At 72.4% G+C, this 15896-nt stretch carries 15 protein-coding genes; 7 read left to right on the top strand and 8 right to left on the bottom strand.

What is annotated here, in order from left to right; all coding sequences use genetic code 11:
* The first annotated feature begins 305 nt into the window (after positions 1-305).
* The gene (locus BSB02_RS13850) at positions 306-551 is read left to right on the top strand and encodes a cupin domain-containing protein (RefSeq protein WP_084959196.1); all 246 of its coding nucleotides are present in this window, start codon (positions 306-308) and stop codon (positions 549-551) included.
* A gap of 9 nt (positions 552-560) precedes the next feature.
* The gene (locus BSB02_RS13845) at positions 561-1082 is read left to right on the top strand and encodes a DoxX family protein (RefSeq protein ID WP_084959195.1); all 522 of its coding nucleotides are present in this window, start codon (positions 561-563) and stop codon (positions 1080-1082) included.
* Positions 1083-1426: 344 nt separating this feature from the next.
* On the opposite strand, the gene BSB02_RS13840 is transcribed toward BSB02_RS13845, so the two are convergent.
* Entirely contained in the window at positions 1427-1729 is a 303-nt protein-coding gene (locus BSB02_RS13840) for a 4a-hydroxytetrahydrobiopterin dehydratase (RefSeq protein WP_084959194.1), read from the bottom strand.
* Positions 1730-1875: 146 nt separating this feature from the next.
* Positions 1876-4047, bottom strand: a complete 2172-nt coding sequence (locus BSB02_RS13835; RefSeq protein WP_084959193.1) for a glycoside hydrolase family 43 protein — start codon at positions 4045-4047, stop codon at positions 1876-1878.
* A 57-nt stretch (positions 4048-4104) separates the two neighbouring features.
* Here BSB02_RS13835 and BSB02_RS13830 point away from each other — a divergent pair, with 57 nt between their 5' ends.
* The 5 genes from BSB02_RS13830 to BSB02_RS13810 all read left to right on the top strand — a co-directional run bounded on the left by BSB02_RS13830 (position 4105) and on the right by BSB02_RS13810 (position 8168).
* The gene (locus BSB02_RS13830) at positions 4105-4287 is read left to right on the top strand and encodes a hypothetical protein (protein WP_084959192.1); all 183 of its coding nucleotides are present in this window, start codon (positions 4105-4107) and stop codon (positions 4285-4287) included.
* A 326-nt stretch (positions 4288-4613) separates the two neighbouring features.
* Entirely contained in the window at positions 4614-5471 is an 858-nt protein-coding gene (locus BSB02_RS13825; RefSeq protein ID WP_084959191.1) for an MBL fold metallo-hydrolase, read from the top strand.
* 563 nt (positions 5472-6034) lie between these two features.
* Positions 6035-6463, top strand: coding sequence for a DUF2243 domain-containing protein (locus tag BSB02_RS13820; protein ID WP_084959190.1), 429 nt, complete (start codon positions 6035-6037; stop codon positions 6461-6463).
* 113 nt (positions 6464-6576) lie between these two features.
* A complete protein-coding gene (locus tag BSB02_RS13815; RefSeq protein ID WP_084959189.1) occupies positions 6577-6990 on the top strand; it encodes a hypothetical protein in 414 nt (137 codons plus the stop codon).
* Positions 6987-8168 carry a zinc-dependent alcohol dehydrogenase gene (locus BSB02_RS13810; protein WP_084959188.1) on the top strand — a complete coding sequence of 394 codons (1182 nt, stop codon included), beginning with the start codon at positions 6987-6989 and terminating at the stop codon, positions 8166-8168. Before BSB02_RS13815 ends, BSB02_RS13810 begins: the two co-directional genes overlap by 4 nt.
* Positions 8169-8472: 304 nt before the next feature.
* On the opposite strand, the gene BSB02_RS13805 is transcribed toward BSB02_RS13810, so the two are convergent.
* The 6 genes from BSB02_RS13805 to BSB02_RS13780 all read right to left on the bottom strand — a co-directional run bounded on the left by BSB02_RS13805 (position 8473) and on the right by BSB02_RS13780 (position 15857).
* Positions 8473-10050, bottom strand: a complete 1578-nt coding sequence (locus tag BSB02_RS13805) for a hypothetical protein (protein WP_143590626.1) — start codon at positions 10048-10050, stop codon at positions 8473-8475.
* A 69-nt stretch (positions 10051-10119) separates the two neighbouring features.
* Entirely contained in the window at positions 10120-12000 is a 1881-nt protein-coding gene (locus BSB02_RS13800) for a family 20 glycosylhydrolase (protein WP_084959186.1), read from the bottom strand.
* Positions 11997-13199 carry an enolase C-terminal domain-like protein gene (locus BSB02_RS13795; RefSeq protein WP_143590622.1) on the bottom strand — a complete coding sequence of 401 codons (1203 nt, stop codon included), beginning with the start codon at positions 13197-13199 and terminating at the stop codon, positions 11997-11999. The genes BSB02_RS13800 and BSB02_RS13795 overlap by 4 nt, the downstream gene beginning before the upstream one ends.
* Positions 13196-14101 carry a Gfo/Idh/MocA family oxidoreductase gene (locus BSB02_RS13790; protein ID WP_084959184.1) on the bottom strand — a complete coding sequence of 302 codons (906 nt, stop codon included), beginning with the start codon at positions 14099-14101 and terminating at the stop codon, positions 13196-13198. Before BSB02_RS13790 ends, BSB02_RS13795 begins: the two co-directional genes overlap by 4 nt.
* Positions 14101-14919, bottom strand: a complete 819-nt coding sequence (locus tag BSB02_RS13785; RefSeq protein WP_084959183.1) for a carbohydrate ABC transporter permease — start codon at positions 14917-14919, stop codon at positions 14101-14103. Before BSB02_RS13785 ends, BSB02_RS13790 begins: the two co-directional genes overlap by 1 nt.
* Positions 14919-15857, bottom strand: coding sequence for a carbohydrate ABC transporter permease (locus BSB02_RS13780; RefSeq protein WP_084959182.1), 939 nt, complete (start codon positions 15855-15857; stop codon positions 14919-14921). The genes BSB02_RS13785 and BSB02_RS13780 overlap by 1 nt, the downstream gene beginning before the upstream one ends.
* Between the last annotated feature and the right edge of the window lie 39 nt (positions 15858-15896).

Genomic DNA, 15896 nt, shown 5'->3' with positions numbered 1-15896 from the left:
AGCAGATCGGCGGGCCCGGCCCTCCCGGTAACAGCCGACGCTTCGTGAACAGGTCGCTGAGCCGGGCGGCGCGTCGCCCTCGCCGGCGCGGTCGCGGTCGGGCTGTCAGCTTCCCGGGCCGTCGTGGAGGTTCCACGGCAGCGCCCTGAACTCCGACTCGCACGGGTTGCCTCGGCGAGGAGGAACGTGCCGGTGGTCAGGTCGGCGATCGAGGAGCACAGGGTGTGCCACCGCTTGACGGCCGGCCGGCTGCACCGGCGCGCGGGCCGCGAATACGGGTGCGTCCTCTACGGGCAGCTGCGCGCGTGCAGCTGGAGTTCGAGACCGTCGACCTCGGCCCGGGCGACTCGATCGTCTTCGACTCCATGACCCCGCACCGCGTGTCCGACATCGGCGACGGCGAGGCCAAGGCGGTATGGGCGGTCGCCGGCCGAGGCAGCGTCAACGAGCCCGTCGACCTGCCCAGCTGGACCGCGCGGAAGGCGGACGCGGCCGTGGGCGTCACCGGACACCATCGGGACATCCTTCATGATGGCTGGTCAAAGGGGTAGGAGCCGGTCATGAAGGTGACAGCAGAAGACATCGGGGTGCTGCTGCTCCGGGTGCCCGCGGGGATGCTCCTCATGGGGCACGGCGCGCAGAAGCTGTTCGGCTGGTTCGGCGGGGGCGGCCCCGAGGGGACCGGCGAGATGATGACCGCGCTCGGCTACCCGAACGGCAGGCTCATGGGCATGGCCGCCGGGCTGGGCGAGCTCGGCTCGGGCGCCGGCATCGCGCTGGGCGCGGCGACGCCGCTGTCCTCGGCCGGCCTCATCGCCACCATGACCAACGCGATCGTCTCGGCCCACCTTCCCAAGGGGTTGTGGACCCAGCACGGCGGCTTCGAGTACCCGCTCGTGCTGGGTGCCGGCGCGGCCGCCCTGGCCGTGCACGGGCCGGGCAAGCTGTCGGTCGACGCCATACTCGGGCTCGAACGCAAGGGACTCGGCTGGGGGCTGGTCGCGGTCACCCTCGGGCTCGGCGCCGCGGCGGCCGTGCTCTCGCTCCGCCGCCAGGGCCAGGACAAAGCACGAGGCGGCTGAGGAGGCCGGCAGCCGCTGAGCGGCCCCGTGGACCGCGACCGCCGGATGCGTCCAGGCTCTCCAGGCGGAGCGTCACTGTCGGGCACGATCCGCCGGCACGCCGTCACGGGGCTCCCGCAGCACGAAGGCGGCCAGGTCGTTTTAGCAGCCTGTCGACCCGCACGCCCGTGTGGACCGCCTCGAGCGTCAGCATGCGCCGGTCCAGGCGTGATGCGACACGTCCCGCAGCTCTGGGGCCGGCCCGCACAGCCGCCGGGACGTGATGGCCACCCTCCGGGCCTGCCGGCCGCTTATCGCCGACATGTTCGACAATGGTACGGCCAAGCGCGCCGGCCAAGGCCGCGTCAGCCGCGGTCACGGGCCCCGCCGGCGAGGACCTGGTCGATGTGCGCGGCGAGCTCGACGTCCCGCGGCGTCACCCCGCCCGCGCTGTGGGTCGACAGCCGGAAGCGGATGCCGTCCTCCGTGCGCTGGATCTGAGGATGGTGGCCCAGCGCGTCGGCCTCGTTGCTCACCGCCTCGCTCAGCCAGCCGTAGCTGTCCGGGGTGATCGGCACGTCCTTGACCAGGGCGTCGCCGTCCCGGCGCCAGCCCCCCAGGGCCGCCAGAGCGGTGTCGATCTCCTCGTCGGTCAGGCGCTCGGTCATGGTGCCCCCTGGGTCGTCGTCTTCGCTGACCGGCTACCACCGATGAGCCGGTTCACACGCGCGGCCGGGCTTTCGCTCGCCGCGCGGACCGGCGGCCGTCCGTCACGGAGCCGCCGGCCCGCCGTGGGTGCCCGGCGAGGGGTCGATCACCTGCCCTGGTAGACGCGCACGTAGTCGAACTCGGCGTCGACGGCCGGCTGCGCGCCTCCGTGCGCCACCAGCCCGATGCGTGGCGCGGTGTCCTTCGGGAACGTCCACACGCCGCCCCACGTCCACGTCTTGCCGTCGCGGCTGGAGCCGGCGCGGAACTCGTGCTCGCCGTCGGCCGGGTCGACGCGGTGGGCCAGCCGGAGCCAGGTGGTCTTGGCGGGCGGGCCGACGATGTTCCCGCCGTAGGACAGGCGGCCGGCGAACGGGAGCTCCCTGCCGTACTCCACCTGCCGGGTGTTCCAGATGGCCACCTGGCTGAGGCGGGCGAAGTCGTCGTCGGAGACGTAGGCGACCAGGCCGGCCTGCTGGTAGTTGCGTACCGCGTCCTCGCCCAGGTCGAGGGTCACCTTCGTCTCGACGATGTAGTCGCCCTCCGGCGGGGTGCGCAGCAGCACGCTCGCGGTGTTGGCCGTGCCCACCAGGTCGGAGCCCTGGACCGGCCAGCGCAGCACGCCGTCGGCGACGCGGGCGGCGGCGTCCTCGCGCACCCACTGCCAGCCGCTGCCCCGGCCGTCGAACTCGTCGCCGTCCAGCAACCGGCCGGGACGAGGCACCGGCGCCGGGCGGGTGACCGGGGTGTACAGCCGCGCCACGCTCACGTTGTCGAAGTCGGCCTGGCCGTCGGCGACCAGCCCGAACGCACCCGACAGCGGCACCGGCGAGTCGAGCCGCACCATGGCCTCGGGACTGCCGATCCGGTCGGCCGAGCCGGCCTGGGCGGTGATCGTCCGGCCCTCGACCGTGACGGCCAGGTTGCGCCAGGTCGCCGCGCCGCCCGGCAGCGCGGCCGTACGGCGTGCCCCGCCGGCGCTCACGACCAGCTCGTCGCCGGACACCACAGCGGTCGCCCGGCCGATCCGCAGCCCTCCCGAGCGGCCGGTCGCCACCCGCAGGTCGGTCTCGGCGCGCACGTCCCCGCCGACACCGCGGCGGGCGGTGAGCGTCGCCTGGCCGCCGGCGGCGCTGTGCCGTACATATCCGTCTTGTACGGCCCAGCCGTCCACGCCGCGCCATCCCGGCAAGCCCGGATCGGTGAAACGCTCGTCCACGAACCCGCGCGTGACCGGTGTCTGCTTCGACCGCTCCGACGGTCCGGCCCCGGCGCGCACCACCGGCCAGCCGTCGATCCAGTCCAGCCGGTCCAGCAGCATGGGCCGCTCGTTGATGCCGTAAGGCTCGTCCAGGAACGGGTCCGATCGGTCGATGCCGTGGTAGAGCATCCAGTCCTGCCCGGACAGGTCCGTCAGCTGCGAGTGGTGGCCGACGCCGATCCAGCGGTTGCCGTTCTGGTCCAGGACCGGGGTGCCGCCGGCGCGGGAGGCGAGCAGCGGCTGCCCCTCCCGGTCGACGAACGGTCCGCGCGGGCTGGTGGCCCGCCCGGCCAGCACCGAGTAGCCGGTGGTGGGGCCCGCGCAGCAGTTGGCGGAGGAGGCCAGCAGGTAGTAGAACCCGTCGCGCCGCACGACGTAGGCGCCCTCGAACTTGTTGTCGATCGCGACCTGCGTGGGCTGCCCCACGGTCTTCAGCCCGTCAGGGGTGAGCTCGGTGACCCACACCCCTCCGAAGAATCCCCCGAAGTAGAGATATTTCCGCCCGTCGACGTCCGTGAACTGCGCCGGGTCGATCGTGTTCCAGTACGAGTCCCCGGCCGGCCGCGGCGGTACCACGGGAGCGGGCTGGTGGGTCCACGGTCCCGTCGGCGACGGCGCCGTGGCGACCCCGATCGAGAAGTCCCACGGGTGCGGCGTGCCGGCGGTGTTGGTGACGGTGAAGTACATGACGTACCGCCCGTCGAGGTAGCGGACGTCCGGAGCCCACAGCATGGTCTCCGGCGCGGCGTAGGGCGGCAGGTTGTCCTCGCCGAAGGCGTCCCCGACGTACTCCCAGCTCACCAGGTCGCCGGAGCGGGCGATGGGCAGCCGATGGTGCTTGCCCTCGCCCTCACGCAGCGGGTCGGACGTGCCGTAGGAGTACCAGTAGCCGTCGAGCCCCCGGATGACCGCCGGGTCGGCGAAGGTGTCGGCGAAGGAGGCCGACACCGGGTTGGCGTAGAAGGAAGGAGCGGAGAATAAGGACAGGACGAGCGAAGCGACCGCTGCGATGCGCATGTGTCAGCCTTTCGAGCCGCTGGGGAAGTGCCGTCGATGACGTAGTGCTGCGTCAGCGTGGACAGGATCAGTACCGGCACGGTCAGCGTGGTGAGCGTGGTCAGGTTGCCGGGCCGGACCGGCGGGGGAGAAGGCGGCCCCGGCCGGTCGAGCGGCTTGGCCACCTCGTCCGGAGACGGCGCCACCTGGCGGGCGGCGTTCGTGGTGACGGTGCACGTCGTGAGGACCGCCCGCCGCTGAGTGGCCCCTCCCGGCTCGCCGCTCCGCCGTAACCGGTGAGAACGGGAGGTCCTGGGCCGAGGCCGGGCACCCGTCGCCGGGTGATGTCGTCCAGTGGCATCCCATCACACTCCTGACCCAATGGTTATCCCGTTTTACATCGTTGTATCTAGCGTTGTAAACAACGCCGGCCGAGTTCAGTGCAGCGTCGTTCATCGCAGCGTCGCCGGTGGTCTCGCGCATGCCGCCGGGGTCGCCAGGAATGCCGCAGCCTGCCGTGGGTAGCGGCCCGACACGGCGCCGCAGCGGGCTGAAGACCCTATACGAACCACTCCCGAGGAGGGGCCATGCCCTCTCCGGACAGCGTGTTGTTCATCGGCAACGCCACCACGCTCATCCGGTGCAACGGCTTCACGTTGCTCACCGACCCGAACTTCCTCCACCGCGGCCAGCGCGCCTACCTGGGGTACGGCTTGACCTCACGCCGCCGCACCGATCCGGCGCTCGAGATCGGCGAGCTGCCGGCACTGGACGCCGTCGTGCTGTCCCACCTGCACGGCGACCACTGGGACCGGGTGGCGCGCAGAGGGCTCGACCGGGACACGCCGATCGTCACCACGCCGCAGGCGGCGCGCAGGCTGCGGCGGCAGGGCTTCGGCGCGGCGACCGGCCTGGAGGTGTGGCATGACACCGCGCTGCGCCGCCGCGGCGGCGGCACGGTGCAGATCACCGCCCTGCCGGCGCGCCACGCGCCCGGTCCCGCGCAGTGGCTGCTGCCGCCCGTCATGGGGAGCATGCTCGAGTTCCGCGATCTCCACGACCGGGTCGCCCTGCGCCTGCTCATCAGCGGCGACACCCTGATGGACCATCGCCTTCTGGCCAGCATCCCGATCCGGTTCCCCGACATCGACGTGGCCGTCGTCCACCTGGGCGGCACCAAGCTGCTCGGCATGCTCCTGGTGACCATGACGGGGGAGCAGGGCGCCCGCTGGGTGCACCTGATGAACCCGCGGACGGTGCTGCCGGTCCACTACGACGACTACACGGTGTTCACCTCGCCGCTGGAGGACTTCCAGCGGCACGCCGAGGAGGCCGGGGTGGCCGACCGCGTCCACTGCCTCGCCCGCGGCGAGAGCCGGCCCCTGCCCGTACGGCCGGCGAGCCCTACCACGCCGGGCCGTCCAAGGAGAGCGGACGACGCCTGAGACCCTCGATGGCCTCATCCCCGTCGAGTGGAGGGTCCTCCGCATGACCGGAGGCTTTCGGCTTAGGCAGGCGCGTTCCATGCCTGTTGCCGGTAACACGCCGATGCTGCTGCTCAAGGGGTACGGCTGGCTGCCCGATCTACAGCGCCGCGGCGTGGGACCTGCGCGAGGGAGCTGCCACTACGCGCCCGGGCTCGGCAGCCGACGTGGTGGCCACCCACGTGGACGCCGACGGCAGCGGCTGGACCGCACACCGCGGCCGTGGAACTGCTCGACGTGATCCGGCCGACCGTGGCGGTGTGCTGGTTTGGCAGCCGGCCCTTGGCGTCGGAGGCGCCGCGCCTTGCTCGGCCTTCTCGCCGAGCGTCATCGCCACGGCTCCCACCGTGCCGGCGACCAACCCCTGCCACAGCGCTCGTCCCATCATGCCCGCCGCCTACCCCCTTCCGGCGCCATCGCGGGCAGCGGACGTTCACAAGACGACAGCTCACAAGACGACAACGGTTCACCTGCCACGGGGGCACGCTGCGAGGCGATCGTCTCGTCTGGGGTAGCGGCCCCCCATGGCTTCCACTCGTGTCGCCGGGCTGATGCTCGGCCTGGGGATCGGCGGGTTCGCCGACGGGATCGTGCTGCACCAGCTCCTCGGCTGGCACCACATGCTCACCGGCTGGTATCCCCACGACGACCGGCTCAACATGATCGGTGATGGCCTGTTCCACCTGGGGTGCCTCGTCCTGGTCTGCCTGGGGATCGCGGCGCTCGCGCGGATCGGCCCGGTCTCGGGCCGGGAGCTCACCGGGTGGATCATCACTGGATGGGGCGTCTTCAACGTGGTCGAGGGCATCATCGATCGCCAGCTCCTCGGCGTGCACCACGTCCGTCACGGCCCCGATCAGCTGCTGTGGGATCTGGGTTTCCTCGGCTTCGGCGCGGCGCTCATCGTCGCGGGGCTCGTCCTGGCCAGGCGCGTCGCACCTTCGCGTGTGTAGCCGGTGACCGACCGGTTCGTGCGGATGGCCGCCGTACCGTCGCCCGCCGTCCGGCGTGTTTGGGCCGTGCCGCTGGGGCAGAGGCGGGGTTCGACCACTGGAAGGGGTCCGCCATGAGGCTCAAGCGAGATCTGGCGGTGGCCGCCTTGGCAGCGGGCGGTACGGCTGTCGCGGTCCGGTACGGCCGGGCACGCCGGCGACGAGCCGCACGGCGGGGCGCGGCATGGTACGTCGTCACCGTCGAGGCCGATCCGGCGGAGCTGAGCGGCACGGGCCGTCCCGACGCCTTGGCCGGCCTGTCCGAGCGGCACGAGGTGCGGATCAGCGCCGCACCCGGCGGCCGGGGCTGCGAGATCGCCGTGCGCGACGCCGACGGGGCGGCCCGGCGGCGGCTGCGGGAGATCAAGCAGCTGCTGGAGACCGGCGAGGTGCTGCGCGTGGACGACCAGCCCGAGGGGCACCGCACCCCGGTGGGCCGGGTGGCGCTGCCGGTGGCGCGCACGTTGATGAGAAGGGGCGCGCGATGAAGGCGCTGTGCTGGGCGGGGATCAACGAGGTGGCGGTTGAGGAGGTCCCCGACCCGACCATCCTCAACCGGCAGGATGCGATCGTCCGCGTCACCGCCAGCTCGGTCTGCGGCTCGGATCTGCACCTCCTCGACGGATACGTGCCGACCATGATGGCCGGGGACGTCATCGGCCACGAGTTCCTCGGCGAGGTGGCCGAGGTGGGGCCGGACGTGCGGGAACGGCGGGTCGGCGAGCGGGTGACGGTCTGCTCGATCATCGGCTGCGGCCGCTGCCGCTACTGCCGCTCCCAGATGTGGTCGCTGTGCGACAACACCAACCCCGATCCGGGGTTCCTGGAGGCGCTCAACGGCCACGCCACCGCGGGAATCTTCGGGTACTCGCACGCGATGGGCGGGTTCGCCGGCAGCCACGCCGAGTACGTGCGCGTGCCGTACGCCGACGTCAACGCCTTCCCCGTGCCCGACGCGGTGCCCGATGCCGGCGCCGTCTTCGCCTCCGACGCCGTGCCCACCGGCTGGATGGGCGCCGACATGGGCGGGGTCGGGCCCGGCGACGTGGTGGCGGTGTGGGGTTGCGGCGGTGTGGGGCAGATGGCCGCCAAGGCCGCCTATCTGATGGGCGCCGAACGTGTCATCGCCATCGACCGCTTCCCGGAACGCCTGGCCATGGCCGCCGGCCGGGTGGGCGCCGAGCCGCTGAACTACGAGGAAACCGACGTGCTGGAGGCGCTCAAGGAGGCCACCGGCGGGCGGGGACCGGACGTGTGCATCGAGGCCGTGGGCATGGAGAGTCACGGGACCGGCGGGCAGTACGCCTATGACCGGGTCAAGCAGGCCCTGCGCCTGCAGACCGACCGCGGGCTGTCGCTGCGCCAGGCGATCCAGGCGTGCCGCAAGGGCGGCACGGTGGCGGTGCTGGGGGTCTTCCTCGGCTTCGTCGACAAGTTCCCCATGGGCGCGCTCATGAACAAGGGCCTGACGCTGCGCAGCGGCCAGCAGCACGGGCACCGGTACATCCCCATGATCCTGGACCGGATGGCCAAGGGCGAGATCGACGCTTCGTTCCTGCTGACCCATCCGATGCCGCTGGAGGAGGGCGCGAAGGGATACGAGCTGTTCAAGCACAAGCTGGACGGCTGCGTGCGCGCCGTCTTCCAGCCGGCCAGGACCACGTGAGCGCCCGTCTGGATGGCGGGCTGGGCGAGCTGCGGTGGAGCGCCGGGCTGGCCGTGATCCGGCCAGCCCGGCCCCGCGGCAGGCCCCAGACGGCTCGGCAGCCGCCTGTGCAGCGTCACCGCGTCGTTGACCGAGTAGACGAGTCGTACGGCGGGCTGGTGGTGCAGGGGTTCCGGTCTTGTGGAGCGCGAGTTCGGAGCCATCACAAGCGTCCCTCCGTTGCGAACGCTTCCTCAGGCCCCTCTGGCACATACAGCGCTCTCTAACCCCATACCGGGCGAATCCGCCGGTGCCGCCGGGCGACTCACGGGGATACGCGGGTAGCCCAGTTCAACCACGCCGAGGCGTACATGGTCACCGAGCCGGGCACCGGGTTGGTGTCCCGGAGCATCTGGTGAACCGTGCCGACCAACGCGGTGCGGTCTTCGGCGAACGGCGCGAGCCCGAGCCAGCCCGCCACGATCTGGCGGTAACCGGTCGTCACCCCGGACCCGTCGACCCAGTTGCTGGTCACGGGCCTGCCGTCCTGCGTCTTGAGCACCTTGCGGGTCAGCGTGTTCGCCAGCATGCGCATGTCCGGGGTGTTGAACAGCACCCCGGCCAGGTGCGCGGTGATCGCCATGGTCATCTCGATGTGCCCGTGCGAGATGTCCTCACCGCGCGTGCCCGCGCCGATGGCCGGCATGTTCTCCGAGATTCCGCTCTCCCGCGTCCAGCCGCGGTAGCAGTCGCCGCCGGTCCAGTAGTAGGTCCACGAGCCGGTGCCGTCGGGAAGGCGCTTGATGTCGTCGCGGAAGTTGCGCACCAGTGCCTCGGCCCTGGCCCGGGGTTCCGGGTCCTGGCCGGCCATCGCGAGCTCCAGCCACCCGCGCGCCATGCTGGTCGAGTAGTTGTGCGGCAGGTCCGAGCCGTCGAGGTTCACCGGGTCGCCCTTGTGGTAGCCGTAGAGCGCGCCACCGGCGGGGGTCGTGCGGACCTCGTCGTCGTGGATGTGGAGCGCCGCGGCGGCGGCCTGGTAGTACTCGGCGGCCCGCGCCCGCATCGACCTGCTCCGGCGCAGCCGCGGAGAGCGGGCCACCAGCCGGGCGTACTTGGCGATGGGGTAGGCGATCTGGCCGGTGTGGACGGAGGAGTGGAAGAACGGCGCGGCCATCGTCGCCGACAGCGGCATCGGGTTCGGGCCGGGAGCGGGGGAGGGCCGCAGGTCCTTCGCGGTGAGCCCGACGTCGTTGATGCTGAAGCCGTCCCACAGCCTGCGCACCACGTAGTCGGGGCTGCCCGGATCCATCGACAGGTTGTCGTGCGTCTCCTCGCACGGGTCGCCCGGCTTGTTGAAGCTGGGCAGCGGATGCCTGGCGTAGATCTTGAACGTGCCGGGGTTGGTGCCCTCGCTCACCGTGACCTCGATGAGCTTGGAGTACGCCCGTGGCGAGCGCAGCCGCAGGATCTCGGTGCCGGAGGCGTCCTTGAGGAACAGCTCGCCGCACGAGTACGGGTGCCCCAGCCGCCAGCCCGGCAGGGAACGGCCCTTCCAGTCGGTCACGCCGCGCACGTGGTCCCGGTTGGCGAGCACGCTGTCGATGTGGTCGGCGGCCTTGTCCAGGTAGTAGGCGTCGCCGTTCGCCTCGTACATCAGCAGGTAGGACTGCAGCACGTAGGACTCGCCCCAGCCGAGCTGGCCGAAGCTCTCGTTGGTCTCGTTCTTCAGTCCGTCGCCGTTGTTGAAGCCGAGGTCGAGCGCGTCGAACGCGGCACGCGAGGTGTAGTCGGCGGTGTCGGCCAGCGCCGGGGCGCGGGAGGTGCCGAACACCGATAAGCCGGCCAGCCCGACACCGCCGAGCACCGCGCCGCGCAGGACCTGCCGCCGGTCTAATCCCCTCATCTCCATCGCTTCCTCCTTGTCGTGTTCACAGCGGTCGTGTTCGCAGGGTCGTGTCCGCAGGGGTCGTGTTCACAGCGCGTCCAGCAGCGCGCGCAGCCGGTGCAGCGGCTCGGCCGCCTTCACGGCGGCTACGTGGTCGGCCGCGGCGGGCACGTAGTGGGTGCGCAGCTCGCGGGCGAACGCCTCCCGCCACGCCAGCCACTCGGCCACCAGAGCCGAGCATCGGCCCGCCACCTCGGCGCGCGCCCAGGCCAGCGCCGGGGACTTCGCCTCGGCGGCGTGGATGTGGAAGGCCGCGGCGCGAGCGGCCTCGGCGGTGCGGGCCTCGATGTCGGCGTGTTCGGCCAGCAGCGCCCACAGGGTGCCGCCTTCCCGTGCCGTGAACGCGCGTCGTGCCGCCGCCCAGTGGTGCGGCTCGGCGCTGTCCAGCAGGCGGAGGAGGCGCGGCATCCCGTCGAGCGCGGCGTCCAGCTCGGATTCGCCGAGGTCGGCGTTCCAGTAGAGCAGGCCGGACGCCGCGAAGCCGGGCTCGGCGGTGGCGAGCGGTTCGCAGGGCGCGGTGACCGCGCTGTAGGCCGACCACGCGGTGGTGACCACGCCCAGCGCGCCGGCGGCTCGGGCCTGCCGGGCCCACTGCGTGATGTTGCCGATGCGCCGATGCCACCGGGGCGCGCAGACGTCCTCGCCGTCGGCGCCGCGCGCGGCGGCGGCGCCCAGCACGGGCACCCCGAGCGCGGTGAGCCCGCGCAGCCAGGCCAGCGAGCGGGATCCGTGGTCGTACTTGACCGCGCGCAGCACGTCCTGCTCGTGTTCGGGCAGGGATTCCAGGTCGTGCAGCACGCCGTTGGCCGGGAACCCCGGCAGCGCCTCGGGGTCGTCGCGCAACGCCGCCGGGGCGACCATGCTCGGCGGCGCGCCCCACCGGATGTGCCCCGTGTGCTCGGTGTGCTCCCAGTACTCCCACTGCATGAGGACGGTCCCGGCCGGCAGGAGGTCCACGACGGACAGGTCGCGTTGCCCGTGCAGCACGTCGTCCCACACCACCGGCGTGCGCCCGGCCTCGGCCACGATCCGCGCCACCCGGGCCACGTAGTCCGCCCACAGCCGGGCCTTGCCGTGCTCGGCGGCGTAGGCCCGGCAGCGGGGGCAGCGGCCCAGCGACCACGGCTCGTCGCCGCCGATGTGCACCAGCCTCGCGTCCGGGTGCGCGGCGATCAGCTCCGCCAGCCGCGCGCCGACGAGCTCCAGCGATCCGGGCAGGGCCGGGCACAGGTCGGCGTGCCGGTCGTCCTCGGCCAGCGCCCGGTGGCGTTCGTGGGCGAGGACGTGCTCGTTGTGGCCCAGGCACTGCACCAGCGGGATCACGTCGATGTCGTGCTCCCGGGCGGCGTCGAGCAGTTCCCGCAGCTGCTCGCGGGTGAGCGCCTGCGCGCCGGCCAGCCCGAGGCCCGCGCTGTAGGGGAACTTGTCCTCGTACTCGACGAGCACGGCGTTGACGCGGCACCGCGAAAGTTCGGCCAGCAGGCCGGTCAGGTAGGCCGGCGCGGGCATCGGGCCCTTGAGGTCGAGGTGGACGGCACGGACGGCGAGGTCGGCGAAGTCGACCACGCGCCCGCAGCCGAGACCCCGCTCGGCGAGGACGGTGGCCGCGTAGCCGAGGGCACGGAGGCCGGCGGCGGCCAGCTCGATCCGGTCCGGCGCGACCCGCACCGCGAAGCCGTCCGGCCGGCGCGGCGGGTGGAGCCGCCCGGCCTCGGGCTCCGGCGCGACCACGATCCGCGGCTCGTGCCCGGCCAGGCGCAGGGGGAGCCCGGTGGCCCGCGCCACGATGCGGCCCGCGCGCTGGGCGCCGGGCGAGCAGTGCACGGCCGCGCCCGGCGGTGCGTGGAAGCGGCCCGGCTCGGGGTAGGAGGCGCGGGGCCGGGGGACCGGGAAACGTAACAGGGTCATCTGATCCCTTTCCGCGGTAGCGCGCTCAGGCTCAGCTCGCCGTCGCGGACCGCCAGCAGGCCCGCCCGGCCGGTGTTGGCCTCGGGGGCGTACTGCCTGCTGTTGCATTCCAGCGTCGGCACCGAGCAGTCCAGATAGGACGCGAACGCGGCCGAGTGCAGCAGCGCGTCGCCGGTGCAGGTGAGGTCCTGCATGGCGGTGAAGAGCCCGTGCCGGCGGGCCCAGCAGTACGCCAGCAGGCTCAGCGTGTGACCGCGGGCCGTCTTCAACGCCAGGCCCGGCCAGCCGCGCGACCGCAGGCTCGCGAAGCCGGCCAGGCCGGTGACCGATTCGTCGGCGAGCACGGGCAGCATTCGCGCCAGCCCGCTCATGTCCGCCGTGGAGTCCCGCGGCACCGGTTGCTCCATGTACCGCACCGCCCGGTGGGCGGCGGGGGAGAGGCGGGCGAGCGCGTGCAGCAGCTCGGCCGCCGCCTCCGGCGAGGAGTAGGCCTCGTTGGGGTCGAGCGACAACCACACGCTTCGCCCGCCGGCCGTGGCGACCCGGTACACGTCGGCGATCCGGCGTGCGTCGGCCACCGGGTCCCGGCCCGCCACCTTCACCTTGAAGCAGCGCACGCCCTCGGCCGCCATCCAGTCCGTGAGCGGCCGGCCGCCCTCGCCGGGGGTGAGCGGATCGCCGACGCCCACCACGTGTTGCACGGGCAGAGCGGGCCGGGGCACGGCGCGCAGGAAGTCCGCCGGGTAGCGGCCGCGGAACTCCGGGCCGAGATAGTCGCCGAGGTCGCCGGCCAGGTGCTCGGCGGTGTAGTTCTCGTAGGCGCGGCCGCCGAGCGCGTTCGCCCAGGCGTCGTGCAGCGCCGCGTCCAGCGGAGCGGCGCAGACGATCTCGGTCAGCGTGGTGAGGTCGCCGGTCAGCTCGACGCCGAGCCGCAGCGGGTCGGCCGCCGTCAGGCCGGTCGCGTCCCTGGCGAACCGCTCGGCCGTCTGCCGCATGGCGGCGTCGCCGCCGGGCTCGCCGGTCCACGGGTAGGACAGCAGCACCGAACCCCGCCCGCGCGCCGGCCGGCCGGCCGGGCCGAGAACCGTCACCTCCACCAGGGCCTCGGTGAGGCCGGTGATCGGGCCGGAGCTGAGCATGAGCGTCGTGGTGAACGGCACCGGGCGGAACGACACCACGGTGTCCAGGACCCTCATCATGCGGTGCCCCGCCGGGCCGCCCGGTACCGGGCGGCGAACCCGGCGCCGTCGTAGCGCACCGTGTCCAGCGCCGGTTCGTCCAGCGCCACCCAGCGCCCGCCGTCCCTTTCCGACATCAGCGCGGCGAGCGCGGCCAGTTCCGGTTCGACCAGCTCCGGCAGCGGCGGCAGGGGCGCCTCGCCCGCGAGGCCGGGCAGCACGGCGGCGAGGAAGCTCGCATAGAGGCCGCCGGGCGCCGCGGTGAGATGGGTCACCGACGATCCGGTGAGAACGGTGGCGTGGAACGGGTGCCGCTCCGCCGTCTCGCCGACCGACACCATGCCGGTGCGCCCGTCGGACCAGCGCAGCTCCACCCGCTGCTGGCCGTACCCGCCGAGGTGCCTGGCGGCGACCACGCCGGGGCCGAGCAGCCCGTGCAGCATCGAGTAGGCGTGGATCCCGTAGTCGAACGGATCGCCGGAGCAGCCGGTGAGCGCGAAGTGCGGCCGCTCGCCGCCGGCCGCGAAGCCGGCGACCTCCGCGCACCAGCGAAGCGACGAGCCGCCGGTGACGCGCAGCCCGCCCCGCTCCCACTCCAGCAGCGTGCGGATCGTCGCGGTGTCGCCGCCGAACGGCTTGTCGACCAGCAGGGCCACCCCGGCCTCCGCGAACGGCGCCGCGCGTTCGACACGCGCGTCCCAGTCGCAGCCGTGCAGGAACGCCGCGTCCACCTCGGCGGCGAGTTCGGCGCAGGAGCCGAACACGTGGGGAATGCCGTGGCGGGCGGCGAACTCGTGCGCGTACCCGCGGTCCCACACGGTGCCGCCGTCGACCACCCCCACCACCTCGTGCCCGAGCGCGCGCACGATGGGCACGAACTCGCCGGGGTGCGAGGTGTCCAGGTCCACCAGCCCGATGCGCATCAGCCCTTGACCGAACCCTTCAGTCCCTCGACGAAGTGCCGTTGCATGGCGATGAAGAAGACCACCACCGGCAGCGCGGCCATCACCGTGCCGGCGGCCATGCTGCGCTGGTCGTCGCCGAACGTGCCGGCCAGGTAGGCCAGGCCGAGCGCGAGCGGGTACTTGTCCTCGCTGGACAGCACCACCAGCGGCCAGATGAAGTTGTTCCACACGTTGATGAAGCCGAAGATCGCCAGCGTGGCCAGCGTGGGCCGGACCTGCGGCAGCGCGACCCGCCAGAACGTCTGCCAGTGGCCCGCGCCGTCGATCCGGGCGGCGTCGAACAGCTCTCTGGGCAGCTGCTCGAACGCCTGGCGGGCGAGGAAGATCCCGAACGCCGACATCAGACCCGGCAGCACGACCCCGGCGAAGGTGTCGACCATGCCCAGCTGCGACACCACGAGGAACCGGGGGACCAGCATGACCTCGCCGGGCAGGAACATCGTGGAGACGATCAGGTAGAACACAAGCTGCCGGCCACGGAAGTCGTAGCAGGCCAGCGCGTATCCGGCGAAGGCCGAGATCAGCAGGTAGGCGGGCAGGGTGAGGATCTCCAGCAGCACGGAGTTCCACAGGTAGACCGGAAAGTCGATCTTCGTCCACGCCTCGGCGAACCAGTCGAGCACCGGGGGCAGCGGCACCGGCTGCGGCGGGAACTCGTGCAGCGGCTGCGTGGCCGGCTTGAGGCTGGAGGACAGCAGGATGAGGAACGGCAGCACGAACAGCGCCGCGATGAGCGACAGGACACCGTACAGGCCGATCCGGCGGGCCGGCCACATCAGGCGCTCACCATCCTTCCCCTGGTCGTGCGGTAGCTGACCACGGAGAACACCACGAGGATCGCCCACAGGACGATGCCCATGGCGTTGGCGTAGCCGACGTCGAACCGGCGGAAGGCCGAGTCGTAGATGTAGTAGCCGAGCGTCATCGTGGCGTCCTGCGGCCCGCCCTGGGTCATGACGAACACCGAGGTGAACACCTGCATCGCGTCCATCGCGCCGAGCACGAGCACCACGGCCACGTACGGCCGCAGCAGCGGGGTGGTGATGCTGGCCAGCCGCTGCCAGGCGTTCGCGCCGTCCACTTCGGCCGCCTCATAAAGGTCGCGCGGGATGGACTGCAGCCCGGCCAGGTAGATCACCATGTAGTACCCCATGGACTTCCAGCTCTCCACGAGCACCAGCGCGGGCAGCGCCCAGCCCGGTTCGAGCAGGTACTGGACGGGCTCATCGAGCAGGCCGAGCGAGGTGAGCAGCCAGTTCAGCACGCCGCGCTGGTGGAAGACGTAGTTCCAGGCGATCGCCACGACCACCATCGAGGTGACCACCGGCAGGTAGTACATGACGCGGAACGCCTTGATCCCGCGCAGCGGCATGTTCACCAGCACCGCGAGCAGCAGCGGCACGCACACCAGGATCGGCAGCATGAGCACCAGGAACAGCCCGGAGTTGCCCAGCGCCTTCCAGAACCGGGGGTCCTGCATCATCTGCCCGAAGTTGGCCAGGCCCACCCATTGCGGCGCGCTCACCACGTCGTAGGAGAAGAACGCCAGCTGGACGGCGGTGACCGCCGGCCACAGGAAGAACACCGCGAGCAGCACGAGCGCCGGGGCGAGGAAGAGGAACGGGACGGTCAGCGGGCGCCGTCTTCGCCGTCCCGCCGGCGCGGCAGGGGTCCCGGTGGACGCCGCCTGTCGTGGCAGGCCTGTCGTGACCATTCACCACACCCTTCTGTGTCGGGTTCTGTGCCGGGGGCT

Source organism: Thermoactinospora rubra (genome assembly GCF_002093975.1).
Taxonomy (GTDB): Bacteria; Actinomycetota; Actinomycetes; order Streptosporangiales; family Streptosporangiaceae; genus Nonomuraea; species Nonomuraea rubra_A.
The sequence above is the reverse complement of the archived record's forward strand: the minus strand, read 5'-3'. Positions and strand labels throughout refer to the sequence as shown.

What these genes read in the sequence shown, in the direction of transcription:
- BSB02_RS13845 (WP_084959195.1), top strand. Translation starts at nt 561, where the DNA reads ATGAAGGTGACAGCAGAAGACATCGGGGTGCTGCTGCTCCGGGTGCCC.
- BSB02_RS13840 (WP_084959194.1), bottom strand. Translation starts at nt 1,729, where the DNA reads ATGACCGAGCGCCTGACCGACGAGGAGATCGACACCGCTCTGGCGGCC.
- BSB02_RS13835 (WP_084959193.1), bottom strand. Translation starts at nt 4,047, where the DNA reads ATGCGCATCGCAGCGGTCGCTTCGCTCGTCCTGTCCTTATTCTCCGCT.
- BSB02_RS13825 (WP_084959191.1), top strand. Translation starts at nt 4,614, where the DNA reads ATGCCCTCTCCGGACAGCGTGTTGTTCATCGGCAACGCCACCACGCTC.
- BSB02_RS13820 (WP_084959190.1), top strand. Translation starts at nt 6,035, where the DNA reads ATGGCTTCCACTCGTGTCGCCGGGCTGATGCTCGGCCTGGGGATCGGC.
- BSB02_RS13815 (WP_084959189.1), top strand. Translation starts at nt 6,577, where the DNA reads ATGAGGCTCAAGCGAGATCTGGCGGTGGCCGCCTTGGCAGCGGGCGGT.
- BSB02_RS13810 (WP_084959188.1), top strand. Translation starts at nt 6,987, where the DNA reads ATGAAGGCGCTGTGCTGGGCGGGGATCAACGAGGTGGCGGTTGAGGAG.
- BSB02_RS13805 (WP_143590626.1), bottom strand. Translation starts at nt 10,050, where the DNA reads ATGAGGGGATTAGACCGGCGGCAGGTCCTGCGCGGCGCGGTGCTCGGC.
- BSB02_RS13800 (WP_084959186.1), bottom strand. Translation starts at nt 12,000, where the DNA reads ATGACCCTGTTACGTTTCCCGGTCCCCCGGCCCCGCGCCTCCTACCCC.
- BSB02_RS13795 (WP_143590622.1), bottom strand. Translation starts at nt 13,199, where the DNA reads ATGATGAGGGTCCTGGACACCGTGGTGTCGTTCCGCCCGGTGCCGTTC.
- BSB02_RS13790 (WP_084959184.1), bottom strand. Translation starts at nt 14,101, where the DNA reads ATGCGCATCGGGCTGGTGGACCTGGACACCTCGCACCCCGGCGAGTTC.
- BSB02_RS13785 (WP_084959183.1), bottom strand. Translation starts at nt 14,919, where the DNA reads ATGTGGCCGGCCCGCCGGATCGGCCTGTACGGTGTCCTGTCGCTCATC.
- BSB02_RS13780 (WP_084959182.1), bottom strand. Translation starts at nt 15,857, where the DNA reads ATGGTCACGACAGGCCTGCCACGACAGGCGGCGTCCACCGGGACCCCT.